19 protein-coding genes are annotated in these 17504 nt (G+C 72.3%); 10 read left to right on the top strand and 9 right to left on the bottom strand.

Annotation, left to right across the window (positions count from 1 at the left end; all coding sequences use genetic code 11):
- Positions 1-1681: exodeoxyribonuclease V subunit alpha (recD, locus tag Q0741_RS05705; RefSeq protein ID WP_298232226.1), on the top strand; the 1681-nt coding region annotated here is incomplete at its 5' end.
- Between the two features lie 284 nt (positions 1682-1965).
- On the opposite strand, the gene Q0741_RS05700 is transcribed toward recD, so the two are convergent.
- Positions 1966-2373, bottom strand: a complete 408-nt coding sequence (locus Q0741_RS05700) for a dihydrofolate reductase (RefSeq protein ID WP_298232225.1) — start codon at positions 2371-2373, stop codon at positions 1966-1968.
- 314 nt (positions 2374-2687) lie between these two features.
- Here Q0741_RS05700 and Q0741_RS05695 point away from each other — a divergent pair, with 314 nt between their 5' ends.
- Complete coding sequence (locus Q0741_RS05695) at positions 2688-3170, top strand: BON domain-containing protein (RefSeq protein ID WP_298232224.1); 483 nt, start codon at positions 2688-2690, stop codon at positions 3168-3170.
- Between the two features lie 87 nt (positions 3171-3257).
- Here the strand turns inward: Q0741_RS05695 and Q0741_RS05690 are convergent, their stop codons facing one another.
- Positions 3258-3485: a hypothetical protein gene (locus Q0741_RS05690; RefSeq protein ID WP_298232223.1), complete on the bottom strand. Its 228-nt coding sequence runs from the start codon at positions 3483-3485 to the stop codon at positions 3258-3260.
- A gap of 352 nt (positions 3486-3837) precedes the next feature.
- Between Q0741_RS05690 and Q0741_RS05685 the strand changes: the two genes are divergently transcribed.
- On the top strand, positions 3838-4419 hold the full coding sequence (locus Q0741_RS05685) for a hypothetical protein (protein WP_298232222.1): 582 nt from the start codon (positions 3838-3840) through the stop codon (positions 4417-4419).
- Positions 4420-4497: 78 nt separating this feature from the next.
- On the opposite strand, the gene Q0741_RS05680 is transcribed toward Q0741_RS05685, so the two are convergent.
- From Q0741_RS05680 to Q0741_RS05670, 3 genes are read right to left on the bottom strand one after another with little or no spacing between them, the layout of a single operon-like run.
- On the bottom strand, positions 4498-4935 hold the full coding sequence (locus Q0741_RS05680; RefSeq protein WP_298232221.1) for a DUF6691 family protein: 438 nt from the start codon (positions 4933-4935) through the stop codon (positions 4498-4500).
- A gap of 9 nt (positions 4936-4944) precedes the next feature.
- Positions 4945-5379 (bottom strand): YeeE/YedE family protein, encoded by a 435-nt coding sequence (locus Q0741_RS05675; protein ID WP_298232220.1) that lies wholly within the window; start codon positions 5377-5379, stop codon positions 4945-4947.
- Positions 5376-5705, bottom strand: a complete 330-nt coding sequence (locus Q0741_RS05670) for a helix-turn-helix transcriptional regulator (protein WP_298232219.1) — start codon at positions 5703-5705, stop codon at positions 5376-5378. Before Q0741_RS05670 ends, Q0741_RS05675 begins: the two co-directional genes overlap by 4 nt.
- 81 nt (positions 5706-5786) lie before the next feature.
- Here Q0741_RS05670 and Q0741_RS05665 point away from each other — a divergent pair, with 81 nt between their 5' ends.
- Positions 5787-6671, top strand: coding sequence for an MBL fold metallo-hydrolase (locus tag Q0741_RS05665; protein ID WP_298232218.1), 885 nt, complete (start codon positions 5787-5789; stop codon positions 6669-6671).
- Between the two features lie 15 nt (positions 6672-6686).
- Here Q0741_RS05665 and Q0741_RS05660 read toward each other — a convergent pair whose 3' ends face one another.
- Together Q0741_RS05660 and Q0741_RS05655 are read right to left on the bottom strand one after the other, a co-directional pair.
- The gene (locus Q0741_RS05660; RefSeq protein ID WP_298232217.1) at positions 6687-7166 is read right to left on the bottom strand and encodes a hypothetical protein; all 480 of its coding nucleotides are present in this window, start codon (positions 7164-7166) and stop codon (positions 6687-6689) included.
- Positions 7167-7180: 14 nt separating this feature from the next.
- Positions 7181-7729, bottom strand: coding sequence for a hypothetical protein (locus tag Q0741_RS05655; RefSeq protein WP_298232216.1), 549 nt, complete (start codon positions 7727-7729; stop codon positions 7181-7183).
- A 113-nt stretch (positions 7730-7842) separates the two neighbouring features.
- Between Q0741_RS05655 and Q0741_RS05650 the strand changes: the two genes are divergently transcribed.
- The 5 genes from Q0741_RS05650 to Q0741_RS05630 all read left to right on the top strand — a co-directional run bounded on the left by Q0741_RS05650 (position 7843) and on the right by Q0741_RS05630 (position 14460).
- Positions 7843-8742, top strand: a complete 900-nt coding sequence (locus Q0741_RS05650; protein ID WP_298232215.1) for a LysR family transcriptional regulator — start codon at positions 7843-7845, stop codon at positions 8740-8742.
- Between the two features lie 123 nt (positions 8743-8865).
- Positions 8866-9855, top strand: a complete 990-nt coding sequence (locus Q0741_RS05645; RefSeq protein WP_298232214.1) for a tripartite tricarboxylate transporter substrate binding protein — start codon at positions 8866-8868, stop codon at positions 9853-9855.
- 7 nt (positions 9856-9862) lie between these two features.
- Positions 9863-10915, top strand: a complete 1053-nt coding sequence (locus tag Q0741_RS05640) for a lactonase family protein (RefSeq protein WP_298232213.1) — start codon at positions 9863-9865, stop codon at positions 10913-10915.
- A gap of 121 nt (positions 10916-11036) precedes the next feature.
- Entirely contained in the window at positions 11037-13682 is a 2646-nt protein-coding gene (gene acnA, locus Q0741_RS05635; RefSeq protein ID WP_298232212.1) for an aconitate hydratase AcnA, read from the top strand.
- A gap of 22 nt (positions 13683-13704) precedes the next feature.
- On the top strand, positions 13705-14460 hold the full coding sequence (locus Q0741_RS05630) for a transporter substrate-binding domain-containing protein (protein ID WP_298232211.1): 756 nt from the start codon (positions 13705-13707) through the stop codon (positions 14458-14460).
- Positions 14461-14634: 174 nt separating this feature from the next.
- Here the strand turns inward: Q0741_RS05630 and Q0741_RS05625 are convergent, their stop codons facing one another.
- The gene (locus Q0741_RS05625; RefSeq protein WP_298232210.1) at positions 14635-15603 is read right to left on the bottom strand and encodes a tripartite tricarboxylate transporter substrate-binding protein; all 969 of its coding nucleotides are present in this window, start codon (positions 15601-15603) and stop codon (positions 14635-14637) included.
- A 437-nt stretch (positions 15604-16040) separates the two neighbouring features.
- Between Q0741_RS05625 and Q0741_RS05620 the strand changes: the two genes are divergently transcribed.
- Positions 16041-17162: a BON domain-containing protein gene (locus Q0741_RS05620; protein WP_298232209.1), complete on the top strand. Its 1122-nt coding sequence runs from the start codon at positions 16041-16043 to the stop codon at positions 17160-17162.
- An 85-nt stretch (positions 17163-17247) separates the two neighbouring features.
- Here Q0741_RS05620 and Q0741_RS05615 read toward each other — a convergent pair whose 3' ends face one another.
- Complete coding sequence (locus tag Q0741_RS05615; protein WP_298232208.1) at positions 17248-17490, bottom strand: hypothetical protein; 243 nt, start codon at positions 17488-17490, stop codon at positions 17248-17250.
- Positions 17491-17504 lie beyond the last annotated feature (14 nt).

The raw sequence follows: 17504 nt of genomic DNA, 5'->3' as shown, positions 1-17504 counted from the left end.
CGCGGCGGACGGTCCCGGCGCGGCGACCGGCGCGACCGCCGCCGCCGGCCCGGACCGCGACACCCCGCTGCTGGTGCTGGCCGGCACGCGGCTGTACCTGCGCCGCTACTGGGACTACGAGCAGCGCGTGGCAGCGCAGGTGCGTGCGCGCGGCGTGCTGCGCGAGGACGTGGACCTGGCCGCGGCGCGGGACTGGCTGGATCGCCTCTTCCCGCCGGCGTCCGGCGTCCGGGCAGCAAAGCCCGACTGGCAGAAGATCGCCTGCGCGGTGGCGCTGCGCGGGCGGCTGTCCGTGATCACCGGGGGGCCGGGCACGGGCAAGACCTACACCGTGGCGCGGCTGCTGGCGCTGCTGCTGGCCACCGCGCCGGCGCCGGAGCGGCTGCGCATCGCACTGGCCGCGCCCACGGGCAAGGCGGCGGCGCGGCTGAAGCAGTCCATCGAGGGCTCGCTGCAGGCGCTGGCCGAGCGGCTGGGGCCGACGCCGGACCTGGCCGGGCTCACGGCGCGCATCGGCGCGGCGCGCACGCTGCACGGGCTGCTGGGCGGGCGGCCGGACACGCGGCGCTTCGCCTTCGACGCCTCGCATCCGCTGGACGTGGACGTGCTGATCGTGGACGAGGCCTCCATGGTCCACCTGGAGATGATGGCCGCGCTGCTGGACGCGCTGCCCGCCTCGGCGCGCGTGGTGCTGCTGGGCGACAAGGACCAGCTCGCCTCGGTGGAGGCCGGCGCGGTGCTGGGCGACCTGTGCGGCGAGGCCGACCAGGGGCACTACGACGCGGACACGCGCGCCTACGTGCAGGCGGCGTGCGGCATCGAGCTGCCCAAGGACTTCTGCAAGGGCGCCGGGACGGCGCTGGCGCAGCAGACGGTGATGCTGCGCGAGAGCCGGCGCTTCGGCGGCCCCATCGGCGCGCTCGCGCTGGCCGTGAACCAGGGCAAGGTGCCCGCCGCGCAGCGCGTGCTGCGCGATGCGCAGGGCCCCGAGCTGCGGTGGCTGGAGAGCGTTTCGCCGCGGGCCGTGGTGCGGCTGGCGCTGCAGGGCCGTCCCGGCGCGCCGGGCGGCTACGCGCCCTACCTGGCGCTGCTGCGCGAGCGGCCCGGCGGCGAGGACGAGGCCGCGCACGCCGAGTGGGCGAAGCAGGTGCTGCTGGCTTTCGAGCGCTTCCGGGTGCTGTGCGCGGTGCGCGAGGGCGAATGGGGCGTGGAGGGCCTGAACGAGGCCATCGAGGCCGGCCTGGCCGGCGCGGGGCTGTTGAGGAAGAGCGGCGAGTGGTACGAGGGCCGGCCGGTGATGGTCACGCGCAACCAGGGCGCGCTGGGCGTGTTCAACGGCGACATCGGCATCGTGCTCAAGGCGCCGGGCGCGCGCACCGCGCTGCGGGTGTACTTCCTGGAGGGGCCGCAGCTGCGCTCGGTGCTGGCGAGCCGGCTGTCGGACGTGGAGACCGCCTTCGCGCTGACGGTGCACAAGTCGCAGGGCTCGGAGTTCGAGCACACGGTACTGGCGCTGCCGGAGGGCGGCGCCGCGCAGCTGCTCACGCGCGAGCTGGCCTACACCGGCATCACGCGGGCGCGCAGCGCGTTCACGCTGGTGTCGCCGCAGCCCGGGGTGCTGGCCGCGGCGGTGGAGCGCAGGACGCGCAGGGCCAGCGGGCTGAGGGAGGCGCTGGCGTAAGGCTCGCGTCCGGCCTGGCCCAGGTCCTCGGTGAGGCCGGAGGAGCGCAGCGTCTCCACCACCAGCCACAGCACGAAGCCCGCGGCGATGGCCAGGCACGCCCGCAGGAACCAGACGTAAATCCGCATGATCGTTTCCATCGGGCGCCTCCTGCGATCACGGTTGAAGCGGAACCATCACCAAGCCGGGGTCCACCGTAGTCAGCCGGTGTGAGGCGCTCCATAGGCGATTTGTCCCGCGCGGGCGGGACAAAGCTGGGGGAGCGGGTGTGCCGGGCCCGCCGCTCAGGCCCCGGCTCCGCCGGCCGTGAGCCACTCGGGCTTGAACCAGCGGTCGGCGTCGCCGTCGTAGGGCAGCCGCGTCACGTCCCAGTGCCGGATGAAGGGCGCGTAGGCGTCCCACACCGCCGGGCCGCCGCCGATGAAGACCACGCGGCCGGGGTAGCGCGCCAGCACTTCGGCCGGCGCCTCACTGGAGTGGATCACCGCCACCGTGCGGTCCGCCTTCGCGAACTCCGGGACGCTGGCGATGGTGCGCGGCCCGGCCAGCAGCACGTGGCCGCGGGTGATCTCGAAGAAGCGCGCCACGTCCTCGCGGAAGGCGCGCCCGCGCTCGCCTTCCCAGGGCATGCGCCCGTGCAGGCCCAGCTGGCCGCGCAGGCCGATGGCGCAGATGGCTCGAACGTCGGTCATCGCGAAGCTCCTTCGCAAAGGCTGGGGCGCCGGGCGGCCTGGTCGTGGTGCCGTACCACGGCGGGCCGCTCGGCGTTCGTCATGAAGCGTCCCGCACCCGGGGCAACCGCCGTGCTTGAGCTGGCGCAAGGCCGGCCGGCGGGGGGCGTGAATCATGCGCCGGCATGCCGCGCCCCTATCACGGGCGAAAAACCAAGGGTTAACGATCATAGGGTTTGGCCCTGCCGGGAACGTGAAGTAAGCCCGCTGCAAAGCTGGCGGCGCACGCTGCGGCCCGCACCCCACCAAGCACACAGCCCATCAAGGAGCGAGACATGGAAACCGATGCCGATCTGAAGCGAGACGTCGAAGCCGAGCTGGCCTGGGACGCGGCCGTGAAGGCCTTGCCGATCAAGGTGACGGTGCGCGACGGCGTGGTGACGCTCTCGGGCCAGCTGGAGGCCTACACCGAGCGCTGCGCGGTGGAGCGCACGCTGCAGCGCATCAACGGCGCGCGCCGCATCAAGCTGGACCTGGAAGTGGTGCTGCCGCCGGAGCTCCAGCGCGGCGACGCCGAGATCGCCCAGGCCGCTCGTGCCGCGCTGCAGTGGAGCGCGCCCTCGCTGATGGACGACGTGAGCGTCAGCGTGGACGACGGCTGGCTCACGCTGGAAGGCGAGGTCGATCGCGCCTCGCTGCGCAAGCGCGTGGAAGACGCCATGCGCGACCTCACCGGGCTGGTTGGCCTGACCAACCGCATCACGCTGCGCAGCCGCGGGGGCGCGGCCCTGCGCATCGACGCCGCGCTGATGCGCTGATGAGCGCGCGGCCGGGGGTTGTGGCCGCAACGCTCCCCGCTGCTTGCTTGCGCTGAGCGCGCTGCCGGCGCCTGGCCGCCGGGGCCGCTACTGCAGTGGCTCGCGCAACATCCCGCGCAGCGCCTGCAGCACCATTTCCGGCGTGGGATGCGCCTCCTGCGACAGCTCGGGACGCGAGCGCACGATGCACAGCACGGCTTGCCGGTCCTCCCAGGAGGCGCAGCGGCAGGCCTCCATGAGTGCGTCGCCAACGAAATTGGAATCCGCCAGGTGCACCGCGTGCGCGATCAGCGCCATGGCATTGAGTGTGTGCATGTCCTGCCTCCGGTCGTCCCCAACGACCCGTGCGATGGCGTTCACTGTGCCGCCGCACGCCCCTCGCGGCCCAACGCCCTGCTCCCCGGCGAATGCTTGTGTGGCGCCTGTCTGACGAGGTGTCTCACCTGTGCAGGGGATGGCGCAGGCTGCGTGGGCAATTTTCCGGACTGGTTGCGCCTGGAACCGGACATCCAGGGTGCCTGTTCCGGGGTTCTCTGACCCCCCCACCAGAAGGCGTCCGCATGAATGCGGTATTGCCAAGCGCTGTTGTTATGGGGTAGCGCTGGTATTTCCGCGTCGGAATGGTCAGAAATGGTATAAATCATTTACACCATTCCAGGAGCGATCCATGCCCCGCAAGACCGAACGCCCGGCGCCCGCCGTGTTGCTGTCCGCCACCACGCCGGAGGGCGCGGACGCCGCCCTGCCCGCGGCCGTGGCGACACCCAGCGCGCCGCCCGCGGCGGTGGCTCCGCTGGCCGCAGCCGCTGCCGCCGTGGTGGAGGCGTCGGCCGAAGCGCTGGCCCCGGCCGCGCCGCCCAAGCGGCCGAAGGCCGTCAAGCCGGCGGCCCGCACCCTCGCGGCGGACAAGCCGGCCCCGGCCGCCAAGGACACGCCCATGAACGGCAAGGCCATCAGCCCTGCGAAGCCCGCCAAGTCCGACAAGCCGGCCGCCCCGGGTGCGGATGCGGAGCCGGCCAAGGCCTTCGTGAAACCCAAGCTCGTGCGCGACAGCTTCACCATGCCGCGCGGCGACTTCGCGCTGATCGCCGTGCTCAAGGAGCGCGCGCTGGGCTTCAAGCGCCCGGCCAAGAAGAGCGAGCTGCTGCGCGCCGGGCTGCATGCGCTGGCCGCCCTGGACGACGTGAAGCTGCAGGCCGCGCTGGAGGACCTGACGCCGCTGAAGGCCGGCCGCCCGAAGAAGGGTTGAGATCGCACCCGCCCGGGCCCGCCGCCTGCCTGGACGCGCCACCCGTCGCAGGCCGCCACCCCTTTCCCCGGGCAGCCCTCAAGCCGGCTGGCGCCGGCGCAGCGTCCCGCGCCGCTCCAGCAGCTCGAACAGCCCCATGCCGGCGAGCATGGCGAGCACGAAGGCCAGCGCCTTGGCTTCGCCCATGCCCAGCATCACCAGCCCCGGCCCGGGACAGAAGCCGGCGATGCCCCAGCCGACGCCGAACAGCAGGCTGCCGCCCACCAGCCGGCGGTCGATGTGCCGCGCGGTGGGCAGCTTCATCTCCTGGCCCAGCACGGAGCGCGGGCGGCGTTTCGCCAGCGCGAAAGCCACCGAGCCGACGCCGATGGCGCCGGCCATGACGACGCCCAGCGACGGGTCCCAGGCGCCGGCCAGGTCGAGGAAGGCCAGCACCTTGGCCGGGTCGGCCAGGCCCGAGGCGATCAGGCCCAGGCCGAAGACCAGGCCGGCCAGCAGTGCAGCGATGGTGGTCATGGCAGCTCCTCAGGCGCCCAGCAGGTGGCGCAGCACGAAGACGGTCGCGAAGCCCGCCCCCATGAAGGCCAGCGTCGCCACGAGCGAGCGCGGCGACAGCCGCGACAGCCCGCACACGCCGTGGCCGCTGGTGCAGCCCGATCCGTAACGGGTGCCCAGGCCGACCAGCAGCCCGGCCAGCATCACGGCGCCGAAGCCGGCGTCGATGCGCGGCAGCGGCAGCGCCGCCACGAGGCGGTACACCAGCGGCGCCCCCACCAGGCCGAGCACGAAGGCGGCGCGCCAGGCGACGTCGCCCTTGGCCGGCTTGAGCAGGCCGGCGAGCACGCCGCTGATGCCGGCGATGCGTCCGTTGAGCAGCACCAGCAGCGCCGCCGCCAGGCCGATGAGCACCCCGCCGGCCAGCGCCGGCCAGGGCGTGAACGCGCTCCAGTCGATGGTCATGACTCGCTCTCCTTGGGGCAGTACAGGCGGTAGAGCACCGCCAGGATCTCCAGCAGGGACGGGTCGCCAACGCTGTAGAAGACGTTCTTTCCCTGGCGCCGCGTGTTGACCACGCCCTCGGTGCGCAGCACGCCCAGCTGCTGCGACAGCGTCGGCTGGCGGATGCCCAGCCGCTGCTCCAGCTCGCTCACGCACAGCTCGCCCTGCGAGAGCTGGCACAGCAGCAGCAGCCGCTCCTCGTTGGCCAGCACCTTCAGCGCGGCCACGGCGCGCCCGGCAGCGTGACGCAGCACGTCCGGGTCGATGACGGTGGGGGTGTCGGACATGAACCTCTTGCTCGATTCGTTTGACAACAATCTATCAAATAACATAATGTAAATCAATAGAACGTTGCCAAGGAGCCTTCCATGAGCACCCGCACCACCATCGCGCCTTTCTTTGATCCGGCCACCCGGACGGTGTCCTACGTCGTGGCCGACCAGGCCACGCGCCGCGCGGCCGTGATCGATCCGGTGCTGGACTTCGACTTCAAGTCCGGCCGCACGGGCACGGCGTCGGCCGACGCCATCGCCAACTACGTGCAGGCGCAGGGGCTGACGGTTCAATGGATTTTGGAAACCCACGCGCATGCCGACCACCTGTCGGGCGCGCGCCACCTGCAGCAGCGCCTGGGCGGGCTGATCGCCATCGGCGAGCGCATCCGCGAGGTGCAGGCCACCTTCAGGAAGCTCTACAACCTGGAGCGCGAGTTCCTGCCCGACGGCAGCCAGTTCGACCATCTGTTCAAGGACGGCGAGACCTTCCGCATCGGCGAGGTCGAGGCCACGGCGCTGCTGGTGCCCGGCCACACGCCGGCCGACATGGCCTATCGGGTGGACGACGCCGTGTTCGTGGGCGACACGCTGTTCATGCCGGACGTGGGCACGGCGCGGGCGGACTTTCCCGGCGGCGACGCGCGCACGCTGTACCGCTCGATCCGGCGCCTGCTGGCGCTGCCCCCGGCCACGCGCCTGTTCGTCTGCCACGACTACCCGCCTTCGGGCCGCGGGCCGGCCTGGGAGACGACGGTGGCCGAGCAGCGGCGGGCGAACATCCACGTGCGCGACGGCGTGAGCGAGGACGCCTTCGTGGCCCTGCGCCAGGCGCGCGACGCCACGCTGGAAGTGCCCGCGCTGATCCTGCCGTCGCTGCAGGTCAACGTGCGCGCGGGGCAACTGCCCCCGGCGGAGGACAACGGCGTGGCTTACCTGCGCATCCCGCTCAACGCGCTGCCGGCGGCGCGGCGGGGCTGACGACGGGCTCGCCCTTCACGCATCCACCGCCGCCAGCGCCGCGCGCACGCGTTCGGGCACCGGGGCGGCGGCGCCGGGCAACTGGTCGAAGTCGCCGCGCAGCGCCTTGAGCGCATAGCGCTCGCGCTCGATCTCGCGCGTGGTGCGGATGCCCAGGCGCCGCATCACCGGCACCGGCGGGCACCAGCCCTGCAGCGCATGCTGGCCGAAGAAGCCGAACACGGCCGCGGGCAGCAGCAGGAAGCGCCGGCTCACCGTCGCGGCCAGCAGCAGCCCCAGCGTCGAGGCCACCGAGGCATTGAGCTGCAGCCGGCGTTCGATGTCCCATTCGGCGTCCAGCGCCCGCAGCCGGGCTTCGATGGCTTGCGGCTCGGCTTGCTCCAGCCGCATCACCTCGGCCTCGGTGCGCTCGCGGATGGCTTGGTTCAGGTGCGGCGCGGTGTGCAGTTCCACGCGCCGGCTGGTGGGGGGCAACTGCTGGGCAATGTGGGGCATGGCGATCTCCCGGCTCAGTGAAGGTCCGACCGCGGCGGCACGGCCACGGCGGGCGCCGGGGTGGGCTGGGCGGTGCTGGTGTCCGCATCGCCCAGGCCGGCGAAGTCGCCGCGCAGCGCCTTGAGCGCATGGCGCTCTCGTTCGATCTCGCGCGCCGTGCGCACGCCCAGGCGGCGCAGCAGCGGCATCAGCGGGTGGCGGCCGGTGAGCGCGTGCGTCATCAGGGCCAGCGCCACCACGCCGGGCAGCACCAGCAGCCGCGGTTTGGCCACGGCCAGCGCCAGCGCCATCAGGCCCAGGGCGGCGGTCTTGCTCTCCAGCACGCGATCGGCGTCCCACTCGCGCTCCAGCGCGTCCAGGCGCTGTGCGATGGCCTGCGGCCCGCCGGTGGCGCACTGCGCCAGGCTCGTCGCCGTGGCGTCGTCGATGCGCCGCAGCACCTCGTGCGCCGTGTGGCGGCGCACCCGGTCCCCCTGCAAACGCCCCTCGGGCGCCACCGGATGGGGCAAGTCCGTCACGCTGCCCGGCGCGTAAGCCGCGGTGGACGAGGTCCCGAGCTCCATGGCTGTTCCTGTGCGAAGTGAGGGTGCCGGCGGCGGGCAAGGCGCGTGCCGAAAGCGCCCTGGGCGATCCGCCCGCGCCGGCGGCCGCTTCCCGCCGTGAGAACCTTGGCCCCATGCGTCACGACCTCACCAGCCTGGAGCTCTTCGTTGCCGTTGCCGAGTGCGGCAACCTCACCCGCGCCGCCGAGCGGCAGCACCTGGCGGTGTCGGCGGTGAGCAAGCGCATCGGCGAGCTGGAGGCGCTGGCCGGCACGCCGCTGCTGGTGCGCCAGCCGCGCGGCGTGATGCTCACGCCCGCCGGGCAGTCGCTGCTGCACCACGCGCGGCGGATGCTGCAACTGGTGCAGCGCATGGACGAGGAGCTGCACGAGTACGCCGGCGGCCTGCGCGGCCACATCCGGCTGCACGCGGTGGCCTCCGCGCTGACGCAGTGCCTGCCCGGCGAGCTGGAGGCGTTCCTGGCGCGCTACCCGGGCGTGCAACTCTCGCTGGAGGAGCGCACGGGCAAGGCCGTCATGCAGGCGGTGGCCGATGGCAGCGCCGACGTCGGCATCGTCGCCAGCCAGGTCTCGTCCAGCGGCCTGCGCACGCGGCCGTACCGCAGCGACCACCTCATGCTGGGCGTGCCGGAGGGCCACCCGCTGGCCGAACGCGGGTCCGTGCGCTTCGAGGAGGCACTTTCGTATCCCTTCGTCGGCCCGCATGCCGACAGCTCGCTGGCCATCCTCATGGCCCAGGGCGCGCAGGCCTGTGGCCGCGCGCTGCAGCAGCGCATCCAGGTCAGCAGCTTCGACGCGATGTGCCGCCTGGTCCAGACGCGGCTGGGCATCACGCTGCTGCCCTCGGCCGTGCTGGCGCCGCACGTGGCGGCCGGACGCCTGCGCGGCGTCGAGCTGGACGAGCCCTGGGCGCAACGCCAGTTGTCCATCGTGTTCCGCGAACCCGGCGAGCTCAGCCACATCACACGCGAGTTGATCGACCACTTGGAACAAGCCGCCGCGACCGTGGTTTGAGCGCCGCAGTGTTCTCCGATGGAGAACGCTCTTGTGGCAAAAGATCAATTTTCGGCAGGCAGGCGCCTGCCTAGCATTCGCCCACTTTCCGGCCCCGAGCCGGGCCACGAGAGGAGACATCGAATGCTGTCCAGGCGTCGTTTCACCGCCCAGGTGCTGGGCACCGCCGCGCTGGCCGCGGCGGCCCCGGCCACCGTGCTGGCGCAGGCCCATTACCCCAGCAAGCCCGTCACGATCATCGTGCCCTTCTCGCCCGGGGGCGGCGTGGACGTGATGGCGCGGCTGTTGGCCGAGAGGCTGCGCCCGCTGCTGGGCCAGGTGGTCAACGTGGAGAACAAGGCCGGCGGCAGCGGGATGATCGGCGCCGTCGCGGCCGTGCGCGCTCCGGCCGACGGCCACACGCTGCTGATGGCCACCGCGGGCGAGACCGCCATCAATCCGCACGTCTACAAGGCCAGGATGCAGTACGCGCCGGAGAAGGATCTGGCGCCCGTGAGCCTGGTGGTGAAGGTGCCCAACGTGCTGGTGGTCAACCCGGCGCTGCCGATCAAGAGCACGGCCGAGCTGCTGGCCTACGCCAAGGCCCATCCGGGCGTCAGCTACGGCACCAGCGGCATCGGCAACCCGCAGCACCTCGCGGGCGAACTGCTGGAAAAGCTCTGCGGCCAGGCGCTGACGCACGTGCCCTACCGCGGCGCGTCGAACCAGCTCACCGACACGGCGGGCGGCAGCGTGGACATGACCTTCGTGAGCCTGGCCGGCGCCCGCCCCTTCATCAAGGACGGCCGCGTACGCGCCATCGCCATGACCTCGCCCAAGCGCTCGGCGCTGGCGCCCGAGATCCCGGCCCTGTCCGAGACCAAGGGCCTGGAGGGCTACGCGCTGGAGAACTGGTTCGGCCTGTTCGCCCCCGCGGCCACGCCCGCGGCGGTGGTGGAGAAGCTCAACGGCGCGGTGGCGCAGGCGCTGAAGGACCCGGACCTGGTCAAGCGCCTCAACGAGCTGGGCGGCGAGGTCGCGCCCATGGGGCCGGCGCCGTTCAAGGCTTTCATCCAGGACGAGTCCAGGCGCTTCGCCAGGATCGTCCAGGACGCCGACATCAAGCCGGAGTGACGCGCCCATGTACGCCTACGTCGGCTGCCGCACCACGCGCGAGCGCAACGCACGCGGCGAGGGCCTGAGCGTGTTCGAGGTCCATGCGGACGGCACGCTGAGCCTGGTGCAGCTGGTCCGCGACCTGGTCAACCCCTCGTACCTCGCGCTCAGCCGCGACGGCACGCGGCTCTACACCGTGCACGGCGACCAGAGCGAGGCCAGCGCCTTCGCCGTGGACCGCGCCACGGGGCGGCTGAGCTTCCTCAACCGCCAGGGCACCGAGGGCAGGAACCCGGTGCACCTGGCGCTGGACCCCAGCGGCCGCTTCCTGGTGGTGACCAACCACCTCGGCGCCAGCCTGGCCGTGCTGCCCGTGGCCGAGGACGGCTCGCTGCGGCCGCTGAGCCAACTCGTCAAGGTGGACGGCCCCATCGGCCCGCACCGCGTCGAGCAAAAACAGCCCAAGCCGCACTTCAACGCCTTCGACCCTTCCGGCCGCTTCGTGCTGGTGCCGGACAAGGGTTGCGACCGCACCTGGAGCTTCCGCTTCGACGGCGGGCGCCTGGTGCCCTGCGGTATTCCCTTCGTGGCCGCCCGCGAGGGTGCCGGCCCGCGCCACGTGGCGTTCCATCCGCGCCAGCCCTGGGCCTACGTGGTCAACGAGCTGGACTCCACCGTCAGGGCCTACCGCTTCGACGCCGCCACCGGCGCGCTGCAGCCCTTCCAGTGGCTGCCCGCGCTGCCCTTCGACTACACCGGCGACAGCCGCTGTGCCGCCATCGCCGTGGACGCCGCCGGGCGCTTCCTCTACGCCTCGAACCGCGGACACGACAGCATCGCCGTGTTCGGCATCGACCCGGCGACGGGTCGGCTGGGTTTCGTTGAGGCCACACCCACGCAGGGCCGCACGCCACGCGCCTTTTCGCTCTCGCCCGATGGCCGGCTGCTGTACGCGCTCAACGAGGACAGCGACAGCATCGTCACCTTCGCCGTCGATGCCGACTCCGGGCGGCTCACGCCCACCGGCGCCCGCGTGTCCACCGGCAGCCCGGTGTGCATGCTCTTTTCGCCGGCCTGACCCGGGTTCATGAAGCTTCCGGGCCTTCCAACCCGTTCATCCTTCGATACCTCAGGACGAACGGGTCAATGGGGTTCAAGAACTTCGCGAACCCCGTATGACTTCTTCTATTCGCAGTCCCATGTCCAAGTCCACCGCCCACCCCGCCGGCCGGCTCAGCGTCAACGGCGCCGACCTCCGCTTCATCGACCTGCCCGCGCTCTTCGGCCCGCGGCTGTTCCAGCTGCCCACCGTGCTGCGGCTGCTGCTGGAGAACGTGCTGCGCCACCTGCAGGACAGCGAGCGCGAGGCCGCGGTGGCGGCGATCTTCGGCTGGCTGGAGCGCGCGACCAGCGAGGCCGAGATCGCCTTCCAGCCCGGGCGCGTGCTCATGCACGACACCACCAGCACCCCGGCGCTGGTGGACATCGCCGCCATGCGCGACGCGCTGGCCGAGGCCGGCATCGACCCGGCGGTGCTCAACCCGCGGCTGCCGGTGGACGTGTCGGTGGACCACTCGCTGGCGGTGGAGGTCTACGGCCGCCGCGACGCGCCGCAGCTGAACCTGCGGCACGAGCTGCGGCGCAACCGTGAGCGCTACCGCTTCCTGCGCTGGGCCTCCAAGGCGCTGCGCGGCGTGCGCATCAACCCGCCGGGCACCGGGATCATGCACACCATCAACCTGGAGCAGCTCGCCACGGTGGTCACCACCGAGCAGCGCGCGGGCGAGACCTGGGCCGTGCCGGACGTGATGCTGGGCACCGACAGCCACACGCCCATGGTCAACGGCATCGGCGTGCTGGGCTGGGGCGTGGGCGGGCTGGAGGCGCAGACGGTGATGTTCGGCATGCCCACCATGCTGCGCGTGCCGGACGTGATCGGCGTGCGCCTCACCGGCGCATTGCGAGCGGGCGTGCTGGCCACGGACCTGGCGCTGACGGTGACGCAGCGCCTGCGCGCCATCGGCGTGTCGGGCGAGTTCGTCGAGTTCCACGGCCCCGGCGTGTCCACGCTCACGGCCGGCGAGCGCTCGGTGGTCGCCAACATGGCGCCCGAATACGGCGCCACCACCGGCTTCTTCGCGGTGGATGGGCAGACGCTGGACTACCTGCGCATCACCGGCCGCTCCGAGGCCCAGGTCGCGCTGGTGGAGGCCTACACGAAGCACGCCGGGCTGTGGTTCGACCCCGAGGCCCAGCCCCGCTTCACGCGCGGCATCGAGATCGACCTGGACAGCGTGGGCATGCACATCGCCGGCCCGACCCGGCCGCAGGACCTGCTGGCCTACGGCGACGCCGCCCGCGTGCTGGCCGCGCGTGGCTTCATGCCCAGTGAACCGCACGCGCGGATGCCACGCCACCCGGTGGCGGTGGCCGCCATCACCAGCTGCACCAACACCTCCGACCCCGCTTTGCTGATCGCCGCCGGGCTGCTGGCGCGCAAGGCGCGCCAGCGCGGATTGAAAGTGCCGCCCTGGGTGAAGACCTCCCTGTCGCCCGGCTCCCCGGCCGCGGCGGCGTACCTGGAGCGCGCGGGGCTGATCGAGGACCTGTCGGCGGTGGGCTTCGACATCGTGGGCTATGGCTGCGCCACCTGCATCGGCAATCCCGGCCCGCTGCCGGACGTCATCCGCGAGGAGCGCGCCAAGGGCACGATCCACCCGGTGGCGGCGACTTCGGGCAACCGCAACTTCCCCGGCCGCATCCACCCGGACCTGGACCTGGGTTTTCTCATGTCGCCGCCGCTGGTGGTGGCCTTCGCGCTGGCGGGCAACGCCGAGGTCGATCTGAGCCGGGAGCCGGTGCAGGCCGCGCCGGACGGCGAGCCCGTGTCGCTGGCGATGCTGTGGCCCACCCGCGAGGAGGTGATGCAACACGTGGCGCAGGCGCTGGACCGCGAGGACTTCAGGCGCGAGTTCACCAAAGCCAGCGCCAACCCGATGTGGCAGGCGCTGGAGGCGCCGGAAAGCGCCCGCTTCCCCTGGGACCCGGCGTCCACCGCGCTGCGCCGCCCGCCCTTCGCTTCCGCCGAGGAGGGCAGCCAGCTCGGCCGCTACAGCGCCTATCCGCTGCTGGTGGTGGGCGACGACGTGACCACGGACCACATCTCGCCGGCCAGCGCCATTCCGCCCGACAGCCTGGTGGCGGACTTCCTGGTGGAGCGCGGTGACGACCGCGACGACCTCAACGTGTTCGCCTCGCGGCGCGGCAACTGGGAGGTGATGCTGCGCGCGGCCTTCCACAGCAAGTCGCTGGTGAACCTGCTGCGTCCGGGCATGCCGGTGGCGCACACGCTGCACGTGCCCAGCGGCGACGTGCAGCCGATCTGGGAGGTGGCGCGCCGCTACCGCGAGGCGGGCGAGGCCGTGGTGCTGGTGGCCGGCGAGCGCTACGGCACCGGCTCCTCGCGCGACTGGGCCGCCAAGGGCCAGCGGCTGCTGGGCATCCGCGCCGTGCTGGCGATGAGTTTCGAGCGCATCCACCGCTCGAACCTCATCGGCATGGGCATCCTGCCGCTGCGGCTGCCCAAAGGCGCCGATCCGAAATCGCTGCAGTTGTTGCCGGGCGACCGCATCGAGGTGGATGCGATGCCGGCGGCGCTGTCGCCGCGTGGCCCGGTGCCCGTGCGCGTGCTGCGCGCCGACGGCCGCGTCGAGGCGCTGATGGCCACCGCCGCGGTGGAGACGCAGCTGGAAGTGGCGCTGCTGCGCGACGGCGGCGTGATTCCCTCCATCCTCAAGAAGACCATGGCCGAGCAAGGCGCCACCGCCCAGCCCGCCCACGCCTGAGCCACGACAGAGAAGCCACGCCATGAATTTCGACCAGGACCTCGTCACCGCCTTCGTGCCCACCGGCCGGCTGCGCGCCTCCATCAACCTGGGCAACCCCATCCTGGCCGGCCAGGACGCGGCCACCGGCGCCGCCAAGGGCGTTTCCGTGGACCTCGCCACCGAACTGGCCCGGCGCCTGGGCGTGGAATTGGAGCTGGTGGTGGTGGACGCCGCCGGCAAGTCGGTGGAGGTGGTGGCGCAGGAGCGCGCCGATGTCGGCTTCTTCGCCATCGACCCGCTGCGCGGCGCGGACATCGCCTTCACCGGCCCCTACGTGCTGATCGAGGGCTGCTACCTGGTGCGCGAGCGCTCGCCCATCCGTGCCAACGAGGAGGTGGACCGCAAGGGCCACGTGGTGGTGGTCGGCAAGGGCAGCGCCTACGACCTGTTCCTGACGCGGGAACTGCAACACGCGCGTATCGAGCGCTCGCCGACCTCGCCCACGGTGGTGCACACCTTCATGGCGCTGGGTGATCGGGCGGACGTGGCCGCCGGTGTGAAGCAGCAGCTCGAAGCCGACGCGGCGCGCCTGGGCGGGCTGCGGCTGCTGGCCGGGCGCTTCATGGTGATCCGCCAGGCGATGGGGGTGCCCAAGCACCGCGGCGCGGCGGCGGCGCAGGCGCTGGCGGCTTTCGTCGAGGAGATGAAGGCCAGCGGCTTCGTGGCCCGGGCGCTGGCGCGGCATGGCATCCAGGGCGCCTCGGTGGCGCCGGCAGGCCAAGCCGACGCCGCGTGAAAAAGCCGCCCGCGGGCGGCTTTCGTCTCAAACAGTTCCTGATCCCGACAAAGAAAATCCCGTCACACCCGCGAAGGTGGGTGTCCACGAGCTCCAGGCGGCATCACGGACAGCGTGGATGCCCGCCTGCGCGGGCATGACGAAGAAATGTTTCAGCGTTGGGCAGGAACCGACTCAGTCCGCGTACTGCCCTGCGGCCTTGATGACCGGCGTCCACTTGGCGATCTCGTCGGAGACGAACTTCTTGTGCTCGGCCGGGTTGACGCGCGCGTCCGTGACCACCACGGCGCCCAGGTCCTCCTCGCGCTTGATGAAGCCCGGGTCCTTCAGCGCGGTCTTCAGCGCGGCATTCACCTTGTCCGTCACCGCCTTGGGCGTGCCCTTGGGCGCGTACAGGCCGTGCCAGATGCTCACGTTGAAGCCCTTGAGGCCCGAGGCGTCCAGCGTGGGCAGCTTGGCCAGCGCCGGGGTGCTCAGCGGCTTGAGCGTCGTGACGGCGTAGGCCTTGACCTTGCCCGAAGCGATCTGCGCCGTGGTGTTGGTGGTCTGGTCGCACATGACGTCCACCTGGCCGCCCATGAGGTCGGTCATGGCCGGGCCGGTGCCCTTGTAGGGCACGGTGGTCATTTGCATCTTCAGGCTCTGCTGGAACAGCAGCCCGCACAGGTGCGAGGCCGCACCCAGGCCGGCGTGGGCCAGATTCACCTTGCCCTGGTTGTCCTTGAGCCACTTCTGCAGCTCGGCCCAGTTGTTGGCCGGCAGCCCGGGCTTGCCGATGATGGTCATCGGCACCTCGTTGATCAGGCCCAGGTACTCGAAGTCCTCCACGGGCTTGAACGACAGATTGCGGTACAGCGCCGGCGAGGTCGCCATGCCGATGTGGTGCAGCAGCAGCGTGTAGCCGTCCGGCGCGGCCTTGGCGACCTTGGCCGCGCCCAGCGTGCCGCCGGCGCCGCCGACGTTCTCGATGACGATCGTGGCCTTCAGCGGCCCGCGCAGCGCCTCGGCCAGGTCGCGCGCGACCTTGTCGGTGGGGCCGCCCGCGGCGAAGGGCACGATGATCGTGACGGGCTTCTCGGGGTACTCCGCCAGCGCGGCGGAAGTGGCGGCCAGGGCCAGCGTGGCGAACAGCACTTTTTTCATTGGAACGTCTCCTGAGTATTGGAAAGGGGGTACAGGAACTGACCCGGCTTGACGCCGCGGCCATGGATGCCTGATTGCCGGCCATCGGGGAAAAGTCCCCGCATCGGGTTGGGACGGGCCTGTATCGGCCCTTCCTGCCGAGCGCGTTTCCATTGCAAACCGGATGCCAGAAGCATCTATTTCGCCAAGTGCTTGATGGGCCGGGCTTCCATTGCCGCTGCACGACGCGCGCGGTCCGGTATCCCGGACAGCGGCGCCTTCGACGGTCCGGCAAGCCGGACGCCTGGTCGTTCGGCGCCGGGGCCGAGCTTCTGCCCGCCCGGGAACGAGCGTTGCACGTTCCGCGCAGGGGCCGTGCCGGCAGCGGCACCCGCAAGGAGACGCACATGAAGCAGGTATGGACAGCGCTTGGCGCACTCGTCGCTGGAGCCGCGGCGATGTACCTCACGGATCCCGATCAGGGCACTCGGCGCAGGGCGCGGCTGCGCCACCGGGCCGGCGGGGCAGCCGAAGCCATGGAGCGCGTGGGCTATCGGTTCTCGGACCGCCTGCAAGACCTGGCCGATGAGGGACGAGCCGCCAGCCGGCAATTCCTGCACCGCAGCGAGGCCTTGGCCGAGGAAGGACGGGCCGCCGGCTGGCGGCTCCTGCGCCGGGCCGAATCCCTGGCCCGCGCGGGGCGCGAGGCATGGGCGGCGCGCGCGCAGCGGGAGCCGGCGCGCTGGCGTCCCGGCACCGAGGCCTCGGTGCTGACCGCAGCCAGCGGCATCGCCGTCGGCGTGGCACTCGGGGCGGCGGCGATGTTCTTGCTCGATCCCCGGCAGCGGCGCCGTCGCCTGGCGCTGGCGCGCGACCAGGCGCTGCATCTGGGCCGCTCGGCCACCGGCTTTGCCGACGTGGCCCTGCGCGACCTGGGCCATCGCGCCAAGGGCGTGGCCGCCCAGGCGACGCGTCTGGTGCGGCGCGGCGTGGCGGACGACGCGGTGCTCACGCAGCGCGTGCGCGCCGCGCTGGGCCGCGTGGTGTCGCATCCGCATGCCATCTGGGTGACCGCGGCCGAGGGCTGCGTCACCGTCGGCGGCCCGGTGCTGGCAAGCGAGCGGGCGCCCCTGCTGCGGTGCGTGGGCTCGGTGCACGGCGTGCGCGAGGTGCGCGATGCGCTGGAGCCGCACGACGCCGCCGCCCGGGTGCCGGCGCTGCAAGGTGGCGTGCCGCGCAGCGGCCCGCGTGCCGAGTTGAGGCAGGCGCACTGGGCGCCGGGGCCGCGGCTGCTGGTCTTGGCCGGCGGCATGCTGCTGGCGCTGTACGGCGCGTCGCGGCGCGGCATGCCCGGCCTGCTGGCCGGCACCGCCGGGCTGGGCCTGGCGGCACGGGCCATGTGCAACGAGGGACTGGGCCAGGGCGTCGGCCGCGTCATGGGATGGCATCGGGACGCGCCGGAGGCTGAGGCGGCGCACCCGCCGGGCGCCGGCCGCGCGCCGCAGGCGTCTACCCAGGCACGGCCCTGGCAGCCGGCGCTGGACTCGCCGGAAACGCGCGGCGGGGCGCCGCTGCATTAGGAACGAGGCCTCCGGGGACGACCGGAAGGCATAGGGGGGACGGCGCATCGCGTGGGCTGCCGCGGCGCGATGCGCCATCCGCCGCTCACAGCCCGCTGGGATAGGTTCCCGGCTCCTCGGTGTGCTCCCAGGGATGCTCGTGCTCCAGCGGCCGCAGCGCGCGGGTCTGGTCCAGGTGCACCACGGCATCGAACTGGTCGGCCAGCGCGGGAAGCGCCCGAAGCCGCCCAGCGCCTGCGGCGCGGAAGCCTCCGTGGAGCGTCCCCGCACCCAGCGGCTGGGCCGCGCGCTGGATGGCCTGAACGGCGTTGTCTCGGGTTCTCCCCATGGCGCTGTCCTCCG

Source organism: uncultured Azohydromonas sp., from assembly GCF_937926365.1.
Classification (GTDB): Bacteria; Pseudomonadota; Gammaproteobacteria; order Burkholderiales; family Burkholderiaceae_C; genus Azohydromonas.
This window is presented reverse-complemented; position numbering and strand designations above follow the sequence as displayed.

Bases quoted from the DNA above. Each gene is read 5' to 3' on its own strand.
- Q0741_RS05650 (WP_298232215.1), top strand. From the start codon at position 7,843: ATGCGTCACGACCTCACCAGCCTGGAGCTCTTCGTTGCCGTTGCCGAG.
- Q0741_RS05665 (WP_298232218.1), top strand. From the start codon at position 5,787: ATGAGCACCCGCACCACCATCGCGCCTTTCTTTGATCCGGCCACCCGG.
- Q0741_RS05670 (WP_298232219.1), bottom strand. From the start codon at position 5,705: ATGTCCGACACCCCCACCGTCATCGACCCGGACGTGCTGCGTCACGCT.
- Q0741_RS05620 (WP_298232209.1), top strand. From the start codon at position 16,041: ATGTACCTCACGGATCCCGATCAGGGCACTCGGCGCAGGGCGCGGCTG.
- Q0741_RS05630 (WP_298232211.1), top strand. From the start codon at position 13,705: ATGAATTTCGACCAGGACCTCGTCACCGCCTTCGTGCCCACCGGCCGG.
- Q0741_RS05695 (WP_298232224.1), top strand. From the start codon at position 2,688: ATGGAAACCGATGCCGATCTGAAGCGAGACGTCGAAGCCGAGCTGGCC.
- Q0741_RS05640 (WP_298232213.1), top strand. From the start codon at position 9,863: ATGTACGCCTACGTCGGCTGCCGCACCACGCGCGAGCGCAACGCACGC.
- Q0741_RS05615 (WP_298232208.1), bottom strand. From the start codon at position 17,490: ATGGGGAGAACCCGAGACAACGCCGTTCAGGCCATCCAGCGCGCGGCC.
- Q0741_RS05645 (WP_298232214.1), top strand. From the start codon at position 8,866: ATGCTGTCCAGGCGTCGTTTCACCGCCCAGGTGCTGGGCACCGCCGCG.
- Q0741_RS05675 (WP_298232220.1), bottom strand. From the start codon at position 5,379: ATGACCATCGACTGGAGCGCGTTCACGCCCTGGCCGGCGCTGGCCGGC.
- Q0741_RS05655 (WP_298232216.1), bottom strand. From the start codon at position 7,729: ATGGAGCTCGGGACCTCGTCCACCGCGGCTTACGCGCCGGGCAGCGTG.
- Q0741_RS05685 (WP_298232222.1), top strand. From the start codon at position 3,838: ATGCCCCGCAAGACCGAACGCCCGGCGCCCGCCGTGTTGCTGTCCGCC.
- Q0741_RS05700 (WP_298232225.1), bottom strand. From the start codon at position 2,373: ATGACCGACGTTCGAGCCATCTGCGCCATCGGCCTGCGCGGCCAGCTG.
- Q0741_RS05660 (WP_298232217.1), bottom strand. From the start codon at position 7,166: ATGCCCCACATTGCCCAGCAGTTGCCCCCCACCAGCCGGCGCGTGGAA.
- Q0741_RS05690 (WP_298232223.1), bottom strand. From the start codon at position 3,485: ATGCACACACTCAATGCCATGGCGCTGATCGCGCACGCGGTGCACCTG.
- Q0741_RS05680 (WP_298232221.1), bottom strand. From the start codon at position 4,935: ATGACCACCATCGCTGCACTGCTGGCCGGCCTGGTCTTCGGCCTGGGC.
- acnA (WP_298232212.1), top strand. From the start codon at position 11,037: ATGTCCAAGTCCACCGCCCACCCCGCCGGCCGGCTCAGCGTCAACGGC.
- Q0741_RS05625 (WP_298232210.1), bottom strand. From the start codon at position 15,603: ATGAAAAAAGTGCTGTTCGCCACGCTGGCCCTGGCCGCCACTTCCGCC.